General features: G+C 43.0%; 18 protein-coding genes. 13 read left to right on the top strand and 5 right to left on the bottom strand.

The annotated features are described in order from the left end of the window. Nucleotides 1–32: 32 nt before the first annotated feature. Entirely contained in the window at nucleotides 33–293 is a 261-nt protein-coding gene (locus AS034_RS11945) for a hypothetical protein (RefSeq protein WP_032088518.1), read from the bottom strand. Nucleotides 294–411: 118 nt separating this feature from the next. Here AS034_RS11945 and AS034_RS11950 point away from each other — a divergent pair, with 118 nt between their 5' ends. After that, entirely contained in the window at nucleotides 412–549 is a 138-nt protein-coding gene (locus AS034_RS11950) for a small acid-soluble spore protein P (RefSeq protein WP_032088517.1), read from the top strand. Between the two features lie 124 nt (nucleotides 550–673). Here the strand turns inward: AS034_RS11950 and sspO are convergent, their stop codons facing one another. Continuing rightward, nucleotides 674–823 (bottom strand): small acid-soluble spore protein O, encoded by a 150-nt coding sequence (gene sspO, locus AS034_RS11955; RefSeq protein WP_058298606.1) that lies wholly within the window; start codon nucleotides 821–823, stop codon nucleotides 674–676. A gap of 327 nt (nucleotides 824–1,150) precedes the next feature. On the opposite strand from sspO, the gene acnA reads away from it, so the two are divergent. From acnA to AS034_RS11985, 7 genes are all read left to right on the top strand, one after another. Further along, the gene (acnA, locus tag AS034_RS11960; RefSeq protein WP_058298607.1) at nucleotides 1,151–3,859 is read left to right on the top strand and encodes an aconitate hydratase AcnA; all 2,709 of its coding nucleotides are present in this window, start codon (nucleotides 1,151–1,153) and stop codon (nucleotides 3,857–3,859) included. Between the two features lie 566 nt (nucleotides 3,860–4,425). Beyond that, the gene (locus AS034_RS11965) at nucleotides 4,426–5,025 is read left to right on the top strand and encodes a peroxiredoxin family protein (protein ID WP_231938043.1); all 600 of its coding nucleotides are present in this window, start codon (nucleotides 4,426–4,428) and stop codon (nucleotides 5,023–5,025) included. A 94-nt stretch (nucleotides 5,026–5,119) separates the two neighbouring features. Beyond that, on the top strand, nucleotides 5,120–5,266 hold the full coding sequence (locus tag AS034_RS22360) for an FbpB family small basic protein (RefSeq protein WP_071617582.1): 147 nt from the start codon (nucleotides 5,120–5,122) through the stop codon (nucleotides 5,264–5,266). Nucleotides 5,267–5,379: 113 nt separating this feature from the next. Continuing rightward, nucleotides 5,380–5,523 (top strand): acid-soluble spore protein N, encoded by a 144-nt coding sequence (locus tag AS034_RS11970; RefSeq protein ID WP_032088514.1) that lies wholly within the window; start codon nucleotides 5,380–5,382, stop codon nucleotides 5,521–5,523. An 81-nt stretch (nucleotides 5,524–5,604) separates the two neighbouring features. Further along, nucleotides 5,605–5,838, top strand: a complete 234-nt coding sequence (gene tlp / locus AS034_RS11975; protein ID WP_032088513.1) for a small acid-soluble spore protein Tlp — start codon at nucleotides 5,605–5,607, stop codon at nucleotides 5,836–5,838. Nucleotides 5,839–5,993: 155 nt separating this feature from the next. Beyond that, nucleotides 5,994–6,425, top strand: a complete 432-nt coding sequence (locus AS034_RS11980) for an acyl-CoA thioesterase (RefSeq protein ID WP_032088512.1) — start codon at nucleotides 5,994–5,996, stop codon at nucleotides 6,423–6,425. Between the two features lie 18 nt (nucleotides 6,426–6,443). Beyond that, a complete protein-coding gene (locus AS034_RS11985; protein WP_058298608.1) occupies nucleotides 6,444–6,758 on the top strand; it encodes a hypothetical protein in 315 nt (104 codons plus the stop codon). A gap of 26 nt (nucleotides 6,759–6,784) precedes the next feature. Here AS034_RS11985 and AS034_RS11990 read toward each other — a convergent pair whose 3' ends face one another. Next, a complete protein-coding gene (locus AS034_RS11990; protein ID WP_032088510.1) occupies nucleotides 6,785–7,075 on the bottom strand; it encodes a HesB/YadR/YfhF family protein in 291 nt (96 codons plus the stop codon). A 129-nt stretch (nucleotides 7,076–7,204) separates the two neighbouring features. Between AS034_RS11990 and AS034_RS11995 the strand changes: the two genes are divergently transcribed. Further along, entirely contained in the window at nucleotides 7,205–7,465 is a 261-nt protein-coding gene (locus AS034_RS11995; RefSeq protein WP_058298609.1) for a hypothetical protein, read from the top strand. A 330-nt stretch (nucleotides 7,466–7,795) separates the two neighbouring features. On the opposite strand, the gene AS034_RS12000 is transcribed toward AS034_RS11995, so the two are convergent. After that, nucleotides 7,796–8,950, bottom strand: coding sequence for a CapA family protein (locus AS034_RS12000; RefSeq protein WP_052011600.1), 1,155 nt, complete (start codon nucleotides 8,948–8,950; stop codon nucleotides 7,796–7,798). A 229-nt stretch (nucleotides 8,951–9,179) separates the two neighbouring features. Then, nucleotides 9,180–9,767 carry a glycerol-3-phosphate 1-O-acyltransferase PlsY gene (gene plsY / locus AS034_RS12005; protein ID WP_032088508.1) on the bottom strand — a complete coding sequence of 196 codons (588 nt, stop codon included), beginning with the start codon at nucleotides 9,765–9,767 and terminating at the stop codon, nucleotides 9,180–9,182. 245 nt (nucleotides 9,768–10,012) lie between these two features. Here plsY and AS034_RS12010 point away from each other — a divergent pair, with 245 nt between their 5' ends. The 4 genes from AS034_RS12010 (at nucleotide 10,013) to AS034_RS12025 (ending at nucleotide 13,997) form a co-directional block, all read left to right on the top strand. After that, nucleotides 10,013–11,305, top strand: a complete 1,293-nt coding sequence (locus AS034_RS12010; RefSeq protein ID WP_058298610.1) for a purine/pyrimidine permease — start codon at nucleotides 10,013–10,015, stop codon at nucleotides 11,303–11,305. A gap of 136 nt (nucleotides 11,306–11,441) precedes the next feature. Next, on the top strand, nucleotides 11,442–12,419 hold the full coding sequence (locus AS034_RS12015) for an ABC transporter ATP-binding protein (protein ID WP_058298611.1): 978 nt from the start codon (nucleotides 11,442–11,444) through the stop codon (nucleotides 12,417–12,419). Further along, nucleotides 12,416–13,075 carry an ABC transporter permease gene (locus tag AS034_RS12020; protein WP_032088505.1) on the top strand — a complete coding sequence of 220 codons (660 nt, stop codon included), beginning with the start codon at nucleotides 12,416–12,418 and terminating at the stop codon, nucleotides 13,073–13,075. Before AS034_RS12015 ends, AS034_RS12020 begins: the two co-directional genes overlap by 4 nt. 22 nt (nucleotides 13,076–13,097) lie before the next feature. Beyond that, nucleotides 13,098–13,997 (top strand): ABC transporter substrate-binding protein, encoded by a 900-nt coding sequence (locus tag AS034_RS12025; RefSeq protein WP_058298612.1) that lies wholly within the window; start codon nucleotides 13,098–13,100, stop codon nucleotides 13,995–13,997. Nucleotides 13,998–14,052: the final 55 nt, after the last annotated feature.

Below are 14,052 nucleotides of genomic sequence, written 5' to 3' on the forward strand. Positions count from 1 at the left end.
ACTTTCCAATAATGAAAGTGCCCTTTTTTACTTTATTGCTGTCCGTTTACTTCACTTACAATCGATCCGAGATCGGATTTGAATTTTTGAAGCTGCTCTTTTTGTGTGTCAGAAGCAACTTCGAGTGCATTTTCGATTTGCTGATACGCTTCGTTCACTTCATTTCGAAGATGTGAAAGCTGGGAACCATAGCTTCCACCGTCCAGAACCAGTTCATTCACGGTATTCTGTACGTCAGTGAACCCCTGCTGGGCAGCTTGAAACGCTTGTTGTTTATCTTTATGATAAGGCATTTTCATTCTCTCCTTCAAATGTAAAATAGCCTTTATATTATAGGCATTTCAATGCCTTTTTATACATATGCATAAACCGGGGGACGTGTATCCATCCTAATTAAGAGGAGGGATGGACATGAACAAAAATGACAGCAAAGACATGAGAAAAAATGCACCTAAACAATCCGGCCAGCCAGAACCGTTGAGCGGATCCCATAAAGTAAAAAACCAAAACCATACGCGCCAAAAGCATAATAGCAACCACGATATGTAAGCAGTAAAAAAACTCTGCAAGGAATTTGCAGAGTTTTTTGTTTATTTATGTTAAGAACGGGTAATAAGGGAGGGAGTCCGGATGGAGTTCCCTGAGCCTGAATACATAGATTCAGTCCCGGAATTTATTGATTTGTTTTTCGCTTTTTATTGTTCTGCCGCTGCGCTTCCGTCAATGGCTCGTTAGAGTACTCTTCGTTGTAACCTGTACCTTTACCCTGTGCTTTAGCCGCGTTCATTCCATTAATAATGTGGTTTGCTTTGCGTTTGGCCAATCTAAACACCTCCTACAGTTAGGGTGCCACTAGAAAAGGGCAGCTATTAGAGGAAAACCCTAACATGTCCCAATGTTTTTTTGAAATAATTATTTTCTGCAGCCGACATCTTTTGACAATGACAATAAAGCTGTTACATCAGTCATTTGTTAGAAAATGAAAGGCGTTTAGTTTTTCAGATAAGTAAAACTTATCAAAAACAATAACTTTATTGTTATTTACTTATGTAATCGCTTGTATTAAGATTATTAATGTGAGAAAAGTTCGTTAGTTAAGAACGAAGACTTTTCGACTTAATGCGCATTTGTAGTTAGAGGGGGAATTAAAATGGCAAAGAACGATGTATTTAATGCACGATCTTCCTTCGAACTTGAAGGGAAACGTTATCATTATTATCGTTTAAAAGCACTTGAAGAAGCAGGCGTTTCAAACATTAACCGTTTACCATACAGTGTAAAGGTATTACTTGAATCGGTACTGCGCCAATTTGATGGACGTGTAATTAATAAAGATCATGTGGAAAACTTAGCAAACTGGGGAGCAGCAAGCAAGGATGCGGAGGTTCCATTCAAACCTTCCCGTGTTATCCTTCAAGACTTTACAGGAGTTCCTGCTGTCGTTGACTTGGCTTCATTGCGTAAAGCAATGGCTGACATTGGGGGAGATCCTCAGAAAATCAACCCTGAAATTCCGGTTGACCTTGTAATCGACCACTCTGTACAAGTTGATAAATACGGTACAGCAGACGCTTTGAAAGCAAACATGGATCTTGAATTCGAACGTAATGCCGAGCGTTACCAGTTCCTGAGCTGGGCTCAAAAAGCATTTGAAAATTATCGTGCCGTTCCACCGGCTACAGGTATCGTTCACCAGGTGAACTTAGAATTTCTTGCAAACGTAGTCCACGCTGTGGAAACAACAGAAGGCGACTTTGAAGCTTTCCCGGATACACTTGTCGGAACTGACTCCCATACAACCATGATCAACGGTATCGGTGTTCTTGGATGGGGTGTAGGCGGAATCGAAGCAGAAGCAGGCATGCTTGGACAGCCTTCATACTTCCCAATCCCTGAAGTAATCGGTGTTAAGTTCACCGGTGAGCTTCCAAACGGAGCAACGGCTACTGACTTGGCACTTAAAGTGACTCAAGTCCTTCGCCAAAAAGGTGTTGTAGGTAAGTTTGTTGAATACTTCGGTCCTGGGGTTGCCACTCTGCCACTGGCAGACCGTGCAACCATTGCCAACATGGCTCCTGAATATGGTGCAACTTGCGGATTCTTCCCGGTTGATGCAGAATCCCTCGATTACCTGCGCCTGACAGGCCGTGATGAAGAGCATATCAAAATGGTAGAAGAGTACCTTAAGAAAAACGAAATGTTCTTCACACCTGAAAAAGAAGAACCAACATACACTGACGTAGTCGAAATCGATCTTTCTGCTGTGGAAGCAAACTTGTCCGGACCAAAACGTCCACAGGATTTAATTCCACTTTCAGAAATGAAAGAAACTTTCCACAAATCAATCACAGCTAAAGAAGGCGTTCAAGGCTTTGGTCTGGATGCATCTGAAATCAACAAAACAGCTAAATACACAACGGAAGACGGTAAGGATGTAACGATGCCTACAGGAGCGATTGGAATTGCTGCAATCACTTCTTGTACCAATACATCAAATCCTTATGTCATGCTTGGAGCAGGTCTTGTAGCAAAGAAGGCTGTGGAACTTGGAATGAATGTTCCTGACTTTGTAAAGACATCATTGGCTCCTGGTTCAAAGGTTGTTACAGGTTATCTAAGAGATTCCGGATTGTTATCTTATATGGAACAAATCGGATTCAACCTTGTAGGTTACGGCTGTACGACATGTATCGGTAACTCCGGACCGCTGCGTCCTGAAATTGAAAAGGCAGTTTCTGATGCAGATCTTCTATTAACATCTGTGCTTTCAGGTAACCGTAACTTCGAAGGACGTATCCATCCATTAGTGAAAGCAAACTACCTTGCTTCACCGCCGCTTGTGGTTGCTTACGCGCTCGCAGGCACAGTCGATATCGACCTTCAAAATGATTCAATCGGTAAAGATAAAGACGGCAATGATGTTTTCTTCAAGGATATCTGGCCATCTCAGGATGAAGTGAAGGATGTCGTGAAAGCTACAGTGACACCTGAACTATTCCGCAGGGAATATGAGCATGTGTTCACTGAAAACGAACGCTGGAATGAAATCAAAACAAGCAATGAACCATTGTACAGCTTTGATGATAAATCTACGTACATCCAAAATCCTTCATTCTTCACAGGTCTTGCACCAACACCTGAAGACATCCAGGGCTTGAACGGTCTACGTGTTGTAGGAAAATTCGGTGACTCAGTAACAACTGACCACATTTCTCCTGCAGGTGCGATTGGTAAAGATACACCAGCCGGTAAATACCTGCGCGCGAATGGTGTTGAACCACGCGACTTCAACTCATACGGTTCCCGCCGCGGTAACCACGAAGTCATGATGCGCGGAACGTTTGCGAACATCCGTATCCGAAATCAAATCGCTCCTGGTACAGAAGGCGGATTCACTACGTACTGGCCAGAAGATGAAGTGATGCCGATTTATGATGCATGCATGAAGTATCAAGAAGACGGAACTGGACTGGTTGTCCTTGCAGGTAAAGATTACGGTATGGGATCTTCACGTGACTGGGCAGCAAAAGGTACGAACCTTCTTGGAATCAAGACTGTCATCGCTGAAAGCTATGAGCGTATTCACCGTTCAAACCTTGTGATGATGGGTGTCCTTCCACTTCAGTTCAAGAAAGGCGAAAGCGCTGAAACTCTAGGCCTGACTGGAAGAGAAACCATTTCTGTTAACATTACGAATGATGTTAAACCACGCGACATCTTAACTGTCACTGCTGTGGCCGAAGATGGAACGAAGACAGAATTCGAAGTTCTTGCACGCTTCGACTCAGAAGTAGAGGTTGACTACTACCGTCACGGTGGTATCCTTCAAATGGTTCTGCGCGGCAAGTTCCAATCATAATAAACAGATAGATGAGGCTGGGACGAAAGATGTTTTAGCCCAAATAAAACCCGAACTGATTTGCTGAGATTTCGTAAATTAGTTCGGGTTTTTAGATTATACATTTAGATATAAACTCATTCCAGCGGTTGATTGGAGTGAAAGACGAAGACTCCTGCGGGAAGAGTAGCTGATTAGAAAAGCGGAAGGGCTTTGGTCAGAGGCGGGTGGCATAAGCCGAATCGTCCACGAAGGCGTTCTTTGCCTTCTTGGCCGGTTTGGCTTATGACATGTGCCTCTAAGCCCTGTAGCTGGACAAGTCAGACCCCACAGGAGCGAAGTGACGAGGAGGCTCACGTGCTACCCGCGGAAAGCGAAGTCTTGCACGGAAATCAATAGCGTTGTTTGAAGCTCATTCTAAAATGTTCGTCTTAAGTTATTGGCTTTATAGTTTGAATAACCGAGTTCTAATCTAAAACCATTTAACACAAAGTTTCCTTCATAATTTACCCACTATTCACGACTAAACTGAGACAAGTCATCATATGCTAATATAAGCAACTAATCGGAAGAGGAGAGACGGACTTTTGAAATCTTTTTTTGGAGTATTGCTTATCGCATTATTGGTCTACACTTTTTATGTTGAAAATAAGTCCAGCCCTAATGTTATTTCCGAAGACCAGTTTGAACAGGCATCTGTCAATCAATCCTTCGACCAGCTGATTGATGTTGAAGAAAGTGAAGCAGCTGACAGCTCAGAACCAGCTGAACATTTTCCGGGACCTAATGCAGGGGATAAAGCCATTGACTTCAAACTAAAAAACTTATCGGGTGAAGAAGTGACACTGTCACAATTCAAAGGTAAAAAAGTGATCATCAACTTCTGGGCAACCTGGTGTCCCCCTTGTAAAGAAGAAATGCCGGTCATGGAGGACTTCTACCAGAAGAATCGTGATGAAATCGAGATCCTCGCCATCAATATTGATCCTCAGTATAACGTTAAGGAATATCAAAAATCATTGGGACTTTCCTTTCCTATCCTTCTTGATGAAGATGATAAGATCAATAAGGCCTATGATATTCTAACGGTTCCGACAACTTACGTAATCAATGAACAGGGTAATATCACCCATAAGCAAATCGGTGCAATCACAAGCCTGGAAGCCTTCAAGGCACTAATAAAATAAGGGAAGGGCTCTCTTTATGACCTTTGTTTAAAATATCTGAAATTTGGATATACTATTTGTACAAGTCGATAAAGAGAGTGAGGTTTTCCTTTATATGCGCAGACCAAGAAAGAAATCTTTTGCCGACCTGGTAAAAGAGAACAAAAAACAGCTGCTTCTAGATCAGGAAGCCATGAATGCAATTGAAGAAAGAATTGACGCACGATTTGAAATCAAGCGACCCCTGAATAAAGCCGAGTAATCATTTACGAGGCTTTATTTTTTATTTATACGGATAATAATATACTCCTGCCAATTATTACGCCTAACATTCCTCTCTAAAATGGAAATGATACTAGTAAGGGGGGAAGTACAATGAGCAATCCTAAAAGAAACAACAAGCATTTCAATCCAAATCATATCGGAACCCAATCGAGAGAAGCTGGTGGAAATAAAGGAAAGCAGATGCAAGATAAATCCGGAAAGCATGCACAGGTAATCCAGACAAAAGGTGAATAACATCACTTAGTTTGAAGAAAAATAATGAAGGGACCGACCCAGTTTGTGGTTTGTCTTCAAACAACTAAGGGGGAATTCAAGATGGCATGGAACAGTAAACCGAATCCGGATGATCGCAGTGACAACGTCGAGAAGCTTCAGGGAATGGTTCAGCATACGATTGAAAACATGGAAAAAGCAGAAGAATCCATGGCTTTCACTGACAGTGAAGAACAGCTTCAGTCTATCAAGGCCAAGAATGAACGCCGCCGCGAAAGTCTTGAGGCATTCCGAAGCGAAATCAAAGATGAAGCCGGTCAAAATAATAACCAGTAAACAATTCCCTGGTACAACGAGCGAATATGTTCCTATAAAAGGGCATATTCGCGTTTTTTCCATGCGGGTCAGCAGCAAGCGTATTTATACAATGACGGGCGCTACTGTGTTACTATTAGTAACATGATTGAAATAATTACAGAGGTGAGCACAGAGTGCATATTTCAGAAAACACAGTTCAAGTAAGGTATGCTGAAACTGATCAAATGGGTGTCGTTTACCATGCGAACTATCTCATCTGGATGGAACTAGGGAGAACCAAACTTATTGAAGATCTCGGATTTAATTATGCAGAGGTAGAAAAAGACGGGATCCTGTCTCCTGTCGTGGATCTTACTATAAGTTATAAGACACCGGTGAGATATGGTGAGAAAGCGCTTGTGAAAACATGGGTTGAAGAATATGACGGAATCAGAATTACATATGCATACGAAATCTATAATGAGGAAAATAAGCTGGCAGTCAGCGGGCAGTCAAAACATGTTTGCGTCAAGAAGGAAAGTTTCAGACCAATATCAATCCGCAGAATGTTTCCGGATTGGCATGAAGCTTATGAAAAGGCAAAAAAGCAGGCTGATCAGCAATAGAAGAAGAGAGGAAGTCAAATGGCGTTTGGGGTAAACAGGAGAGAACTGGACAAATGGAAAGAACAGGTCAGAAAGGGTGAAGTGGCATTCATCACACATTTCTGGGTGGACGAACGTTTCCCTGCAGTCAAATCCATTACGAAAGCAGGATGTGCGGATCTTGAGAAACTCTCTGAATGGGGTAAAAAGTATGGATTGAAAAAAGAATGGATCCATATACGGGGAGACGGCTTTCCACATTTTGATCTTATGGGCGATACTCAGCTCCATATCTTGAAAGAGGAAGGCCTGCATGATCAAATTAAACGTTTCATTGAAAAAAAAGAGGACTGATCCATTGATCAGTCCTCAGCACCAGTTTATTTTTTATATTCATAAAGTGGTTCTTCGAGTTCTTTATTGAAACCAACATGTAGATCGTGTCCATCAAAGTACCACAGATCCCTTTCTTCCACAAAAAACATGCGGTCTTCAACCTCGATGAGTTCACCAGCTTCTATAGGTTCTTCCTTCATGACGCCTAATGAGAAACTGTCATGCAAAGGGCTGGAACCTCCATAGCGTACATAAAAACGGACATATTCGCCTTCATTTACGAGCATTTCGTCCTTGAACCATTGGAGGGCATCTTGTGATATATGTATGTTCATAAGCAAAGGACTCCTTTCGCTACAATGATTTTCCAACGCGGCTCTCCTGGACAAACCGGAGACCGTCTTAATATTATGTACATAACAACACAGTAACATCAACTATTTCGCACAGAAGGAGTGAGGTTATTGAAAACTCAGGGAATTTTATATTATATCGGGGCCCTGATATTCGGGGGGCTTGGTGTATTGACCTTCTTACAGCTGGAAAAAGCGAGCTATAAGATAGAAGCAGGCACATTTATTATCATATCTGCGCTTCTTTATTATGGTATGGTCACACTTTATTATCGAAGCAGGAAAAACACATTCCTGACCGTTAATCTAGTCTTGGCCATCCTTGCATTAGGTGGAATCTTCTTCAATCATGTACTATTTGGAACACATTAAACGGATGGAGAAAAGAAGTTGGAACAAAACGAAAATCCAATGTCAAAAGACGAACATTTTAGAGTGAATTTTAAACAACGCTAATGATTTCCGTGCAAGACTACGCTTCCCGCAGGAGTCTTCTTCTTGCACTCCAATCAACCGCTGAATGAGCAAAACCCTTAAAAGTACAATGAACAATTGAAAACCCGAACTAATTTGCCTCATGTCAGGCAAATTAGTTCGGGTTTTACTTAGTAAAAAAACTTTTGACCCCGCTTAGTATAAACGGGGCATTTATACAGCTCTGCACAGATGCGATGATATTCAGATAATGATCCATCGCATTTCTTATTGCGCAACCCCATTCATCATATGAGATACCATCTCTTCTTCTGAGTATGTGATGAATCCATTTTTTTGAGCAAAATCAAGCGGATAAATACGATAATTATTATAATTGTTCTCAGCTACAAACGTAGGATGGAACTCGATTGATGGATAAGTAATAACTGTACCCGCTGGACTCTGTTGTTTTTCCACCTGTATCTCTGCCATGCCGCCGATGTCCTTGAAATCATCTTTTTGACCTGACAGGAAATTCCCGAGGGAGTAGATGACAACAGCGTCACGACCATCACTGGTCTTATATGTCTGAATAGGCTGCAGTACGTGTGGGTGATGACCGAAAATAATATCTGCACCGTTATCAGTCAAAACCTTTGCAAGTCTTTGTTGCTCGTCAGTAGGAAAACGTTGGTATTCATTTCCCCAGTGAAGGCTCATTACAACAAGATCCACGTCCATTTCCCTGGCTTTCTTGATTTCGGCAACCATTTTCTGTTCATCCAGAAGATTGACCAGGTAATCCTTTCCTTCGGGTACCGGGATTCCGTTCGTGCCATACGTATAGGAAAGCAGGGCAAACTTGATGCCATTCACATTGAATGTACGGATTCTTTTTTTATCTTCCGGGCTTTTAAAAGCTCCCACATACGGCATTGAAATCTTTTCGTAGTAATCGATTGCACTCAGAAGTCCTTTTTCCCCTTGATCCAGCGAGTGGTTATTTGCTGTGGTGACTGCGTCCACACCTGTATCCTGAAGCGATTTAACAATCTCTTTGGGACTGTTGAATAGAGGGTAGCTTGATAGGCCGATCTCACTTCCGCCCGGCGTGGATTCCTGATTGGCTATCAGGAAGTCGGGTTCTGCCAGCATCTCCTTAACGGGTGCAAACATCGGGGAAAAGTTATATCCGGACCCTGATTTTGCATCATTATATACTGTATTGTGGAGAAGGATGTCACCGATGGCAGCTATGCTGGCGGTGGATTTCATGGTCTTTCCTTCTGCCTGCACTTCCCGCGTCGCATGAAGAAGGGAAGTCTTGGCGGACTGCTTATCCGAATTCCAGCTTTTATATTGGTCAGTAATCAAGTATCCTATCACCATTACCAATGGAATCACGAGATATAAACCCATATAGTACATCTTTTTGTTCATGTTCTAACCCCTTTGTCCTTTTTCACATACACAACATTATTTTACAGGAAAAATATGAAAAGCGGAATCACTATTTATACCATTATTGCCTGATCAATAGCGGAGTAACCGTATTCTATTTATGTGCTTCGCCTGATGGCCATGCACGTCAAAACGATGATGAGAAGGTAAATAAAAAAGCGGCTGAAAGCCATTCATATTTTGAATGATTTTCAGCCGCTTGTTCCTTTTAAAGCCATTTGATTTTAGGTTCGGTTTTATTTTTGATGCGTACAATATTTGCCCGATGCCTGTAGATGACAAAGAAGGCAAGCACACCTACAACAATCATCAAGGGTATATCCCCGGTAAATAACGTATAAGTAAAAGCAATGATGGCAGCAATCATCGAAGATAAGGAAACGTATTTAGATACATATAATCCGAGAAAGAAGACAGCCAGTAAAATCAAGAACAACAGGGGATCGTACCCCAATAGGACGCCTCCGGACGTAGCGACGGCTTTTCCGCCCCGAAAGTTTGCGAAAAGCGGGTACATATGTCCGATTACCGCAAATATACCGGCCACCAGCATGAACATCTTTGGTTCAACACTGAAAAACAGCGGCAATAATGCTGCGACTGTCCCTTTCAGGATGTCCATGATGGTGACGATAAGCCCTGCTTTCACACCAAGTGTTCTGAAAGTGTTCGTACCGCCGAGATTTCCACTTCCATGTTCCCGTATATCTATTCCGTAGAACCTCTTTCCGATGATCAACCCTGAGGGGATGGAACCAAGCAGATAAGCTATAACAAGGATAAGGGCATAAAACATGATCACTGCTCCTTTTTTATGTATTGCGTTCTTTATTTTACCATGAAAACGGGAGAAAATCAGGCTTTTTTTTAGTACCTGTTCATAAAACTAGATAATATCATTAAAATCAGGTTGAATTTCCGGGAATTCCCTCTTGCGTGTGGTAAAATGAATACGCCATATGATAAAAGTTGGCGATTGAGCGAAACATTCAGTTGATGATGCATCAAGCTGACACTAGATGAACAGAAGGTGAATATTCAATGCATTTATTTTTATCAGCATTGCAATGGGTGGCTTTTATGATTGCAGGGTCAATTGCCGCTCCCATTGCAATAGCGGATTTATTTCAGCTGCCGCCGGCGGAGACAGCCGGCTTCATACAGCGCACTATTTTTGTGCTGGGTGCAGCAAGCCTCATCCAGGCTTTGATCGGGCATAAACTGCCAATCAATGAAGGGCCTGCTGGATTGTGGTGGGGTGTGTTTGCTATTTATGCAGGGTTCTCAGGAACCCTTTACAACAGCCAGCTGGAAGTACTGACTGTCCTGCAGGGCGGGATGATCGTCAGTGGAATCATTTTCTTCATTCTGAGTGCGTCCGGCCTGCTAAAAAAACTGACCACACTATTTACTCCGACCATCACATTCGTCTATTTGATGCTGCTGATTTTACAGCTGAGCGGGTCGTTTGTGAAAGGGATGTTCGGAATCAGCGGGGAATCGGAAACACTGCAGCCGGTCGTGCTGCTTGGAAGTGTGCTGACAATCCTGATTGCACTTTATTTTTCAAGCCATAAGATTAATTGGATTCAACAGTATTCCATCATCCTCGCCCTTATTGCGGGCTGGATCATTTTTGCTGCGATGGGGCTTGGCGGTCATGTAACGGTTTCGGATTCTTGGTTCTCCCTGCCTCAGATTTTCGCTTTTGGCGCACCAGCCTTTGATACTGGTGTTATTGTCACGGCTGTTTTCATCACCTTCCTGCTTACGACAAATATGATTGCCTCTATCAGGGTCATGGAGGAAGTGATGAGATCAAAAGACGAACCTGTATATGAACGCTATACTGCAAGCGGGTTTGCATCCGGTATCAATCAGATTATGGGGGGGTTATTTTCTGCAATCGGTTCTGTTCCGATATCCGGATCGGCAGGCTTCGTGACTGCCACCAAAATGTACCGCATATTACCGTTCATAGCGGGAAGTGCCCTGATCGTCATCATCTCTCTCGTTCCAAAAGTGATGAATGTGTTTGCGAGTCTGCCTGCTCCCGTAGGATATGCTGTCACGACTGTCATCTTTATCAAGATGGTGGGGCTTGCGCTCGGTGAATATCAAAAAGAAACAAATATGGAGCGTACGCATTTTGTTGCAGGTATTTCCCTGATTGTGGGTGTCGGAGCGATGTTCGTGCCCGCCGATGCTTTCACGGATGTACCAGTCGCAGCAGCTTCACTGCTCAATAACGGATTGATTCTTGGTACCGTAACTGGAATCATAGTAGAGCAGACGGTTAAGACAAAATCTGATAAATCCATGAAAAGCGAGTAAACTATTTGTTTACTTGCTTTTTTTCGTATAGCATGGTTGTGTGGAAGAATTTTCTTATAAGGATTCCGACATGTTTACCCAGTTAATATTGGGGGTATTCTTAATATGTTTAGACTAGATTCAGGCAGGTGGTTACATGATTGAGTTCAAGAATGTCAGGAAAGTGTATGAAGACGGGACAGAAGCGATAAAGGGAATTGACTTGCTTATCCCCGAAGGAAAACTTGTCGCGTTGATTGGGCCAAGCGGATGCGGTAAAACGACCACGATGAAAATGATCAATAAGCTGATTGGACTGACAAGCGGTACGATTACAATCAACGGACGGGACATATCGGAAGAGGATGAAGTGGAACTGAGAAGGAATATAGGTTATGTCATTCAGCGCATCGGCCTCCTCCCGCATATGACGATCGAAGAGAATATCAGCCTGATTCCCCGATTGAAGGGCTGGAAGAAGGAAAAGTATGAAAACCGGGTGGACGAGTTGATGAATCTGGTTGGGCTCGAACCCGAAACCTACCGGAAGAGATATCCCCTGGAGTTGAGCGGCGGCCAGCAGCAGCGTGTCGGTGTCATACGCGCACTTGCGGCAGAACCTCCTATTATCCTGATGGATGAACCTTTCAGTGCACTCGATCCGATCAGCAGGGAGCAGCTGCAGGACGAACTGAAGCATATCCAAAATTCTATACATAAGACCATTGTATTTGTCACGCATGATATCGATGAAGCGCTTAAAATCGCTGATGACATCGCCGTCATGAGAGACGGGAGAATCGAACAGATTGCTTCACCCGGCGAATTGGTTTCTTCCCCCGCAAATGAATTCGTACGTTCCTTTATCGGGGAACACCGGCTGGATGAAGGCAAAAAAGAAATGTCCGTTTTGGATATCATGAGTGAAGATCCGATTATTCTGGAATATGATGAATCTGAATTCGAAAGCATCCCGCATGATGCCACGGTAGCTGAAGCTGCGGCTCTCTATGTTTCAAAGGAACCTCCTATTCTGGTCGTAACAAAAGAGGGGCGGCGCATCGGAAGTGTATCCAGAAGCAATATCCTGGAAGCGGTCGCTTCAAAACAAAGAAGGGAGGCACAGTCACAATGATTCATGCCCTTTCGCTATCATTCATCACTACGATTACAAACCGCTCTGATGCCATCATGACGGGGTTGGTAGAGCATCTATATCTTTCATTCGTATCGATTTTCATCGCGATTGTCATCTCATTGCCGCTTGGGATTTATATTTCACGAAAAAAGAATATTGCAGAATTCTATATTGGGATCACCGCTGTCTTTCAAACCATACCGAGTCTTGCTTTATTCGGGTTCCTGATCCCGCTTCTCGGTACAGGGAGCACAACGGCTATCATCGCCCTCACTGTATACGCCCTGCTTCCGATATTAAGGAACACATTCACCGGCATTGCAGGAGTGGATGAAGGGGTCATAGAAGCAGGAAAAGGAATGGGAATGACGAACTCTCAGCTTTTATTCAAGGTTGAACTGCCTCTTGCCCTGCCTTTTATCATGGCCGGTATCAGGACCGCAACCGTGTTGACAGTAGGTGTCGCAACGCTTGCAACATTTGTCGGGGCAGGAGGACTGGGTGACCTGATTTACCGAGGGCTTTCCACCTGGAATAATTCCCTTGTACTTGCAGGAGCGGTCCCGGCTGCATTATTGGCATTATTTTTTGATTTTCTGTTAAGACTCTTAGAAAAGGCAACGACACCAAAAGGCTTGAAAGCCCGTAAATAAAAAAATGAAAAGGAGCATACATATGAAAAAAATATTTTCGCCTATCATCATTCTGCTGGCTGCATCCTTATTGATTGCAGGCTGTGGAAACAACGGCGGCAAAGACACGATTACTGTTTCGGGGAAAATGTGGACTGAACAATTTATTCTTACCCAGATCATGGCTGAGTTACTTAAGGAAAAAACAGACCTTGATGTTAAGGTTGACGAAGGGTTGGGAGAGGTTTCGATCCTCACACCCGCTTTGGAGAAAGGCGATATTGATGTGTATGTTGAATACACAGGAACGGGACTGGAAGCTGTGCTCAAAGAACAGGCAGCTGAAGGAGCTTCAGGAGACGAGATTCTCGAACAAGTAAGAAAAGGGTATGAGAAGAAATTTGATGTGACCTGGTTAAAACCCCTTGGATTTGAAAATACCTATACACTTGCTTACACAGAAGATCAGGATTTTGATGCCAAGACATTCTCTGACCTTGTTCCTCTTTCCAAAGATCTCAGCTTTGGAGCACCGCATCAATTCTATGAACGCGAAGGAGATGGGTATGACGCTTTCTCTAAAGCATACGGCTTTGAATTCAAAGCGAAAGAAAGCTACGATCCAAACATCATGTATGAAGCCGTTAAAAATGGTGATGTCGATATCATTCCTGCATTTACCACCGATGGAAGAATCGAAAGGTACAATCTGAAGTCAACAGAAGATGATAAAGGATTCTTCCCTCCATATGATGCTGCTCCGATCATCAGACAGGAAGTACTGAAAGAGCACCCTGAAGTGGAAGATGTCCTGAATGAACTGGCAGGCAAGATATCTGAAAAAGATATGAGCGAGATGAATGCCAAGGTGGACATCGATAAGAAAGAACCAAAAGATGTCGCCAGGGAATTCCTCATTTCGAAAGGCTTAATAAAAGAATAATCAAAGATAAAGTGAATCCAATCCAGGATTCACTTTATCTTTGAAAGACTTATTC

It is taken from the genome of [Bacillus] enclensis (genome assembly GCF_001456935.1).
Lineage (GTDB): Bacteria > Bacillota > Bacilli > Bacillales > Bacillaceae_B > Rossellomorea > Rossellomorea enclensis.

What these genes read in the sequence shown, in the direction of transcription:
- AS034_RS11945 (WP_032088518.1), bottom strand. Translation starts at nt 293, where the DNA reads ATGCCTTATCATAAAGATAAACAACAAGCGTTTCAAGCTGCCCAGCAG.
- AS034_RS11950 (WP_032088517.1), top strand. Translation starts at nt 412, where the DNA reads ATGAACAAAAATGACAGCAAAGACATGAGAAAAAATGCACCTAAACAA.
- acnA (WP_058298607.1), top strand. Translation starts at nt 1,151, where the DNA reads ATGGCAAAGAACGATGTATTTAATGCACGATCTTCCTTCGAACTTGAA.
- AS034_RS22360 (WP_071617582.1), top strand. Translation starts at nt 5,120, where the DNA reads ATGCGCAGACCAAGAAAGAAATCTTTTGCCGACCTGGTAAAAGAGAAC.
- AS034_RS11970 (WP_032088514.1), top strand. Translation starts at nt 5,380, where the DNA reads ATGAGCAATCCTAAAAGAAACAACAAGCATTTCAATCCAAATCATATC.
- tlp (WP_032088513.1), top strand. Translation starts at nt 5,605, where the DNA reads ATGGCATGGAACAGTAAACCGAATCCGGATGATCGCAGTGACAACGTC.
- AS034_RS11985 (WP_058298608.1), top strand. Translation starts at nt 6,444, where the DNA reads ATGGCGTTTGGGGTAAACAGGAGAGAACTGGACAAATGGAAAGAACAG.
- AS034_RS11990 (WP_032088510.1), bottom strand. Translation starts at nt 7,075, where the DNA reads ATGAACATACATATATCACAAGATGCCCTCCAATGGTTCAAGGACGAA.
- AS034_RS12000 (WP_052011600.1), bottom strand. Translation starts at nt 8,950, where the DNA reads ATGAACAAAAAGATGTACTATATGGGTTTATATCTCGTGATTCCATTG.
- plsY (WP_032088508.1), bottom strand. Translation starts at nt 9,767, where the DNA reads ATGTTTTATGCCCTTATCCTTGTTATAGCTTATCTGCTTGGTTCCATC.
- AS034_RS12010 (WP_058298610.1), top strand. Translation starts at nt 10,013, where the DNA reads ATGCATTTATTTTTATCAGCATTGCAATGGGTGGCTTTTATGATTGCA.
- AS034_RS12015 (WP_058298611.1), top strand. Translation starts at nt 11,442, where the DNA reads ATGATTGAGTTCAAGAATGTCAGGAAAGTGTATGAAGACGGGACAGAA.
- AS034_RS12020 (WP_032088505.1), top strand. Translation starts at nt 12,416, where the DNA reads ATGATTCATGCCCTTTCGCTATCATTCATCACTACGATTACAAACCGC.
- AS034_RS12025 (WP_058298612.1), top strand. Translation starts at nt 13,098, where the DNA reads ATGAAAAAAATATTTTCGCCTATCATCATTCTGCTGGCTGCATCCTTA.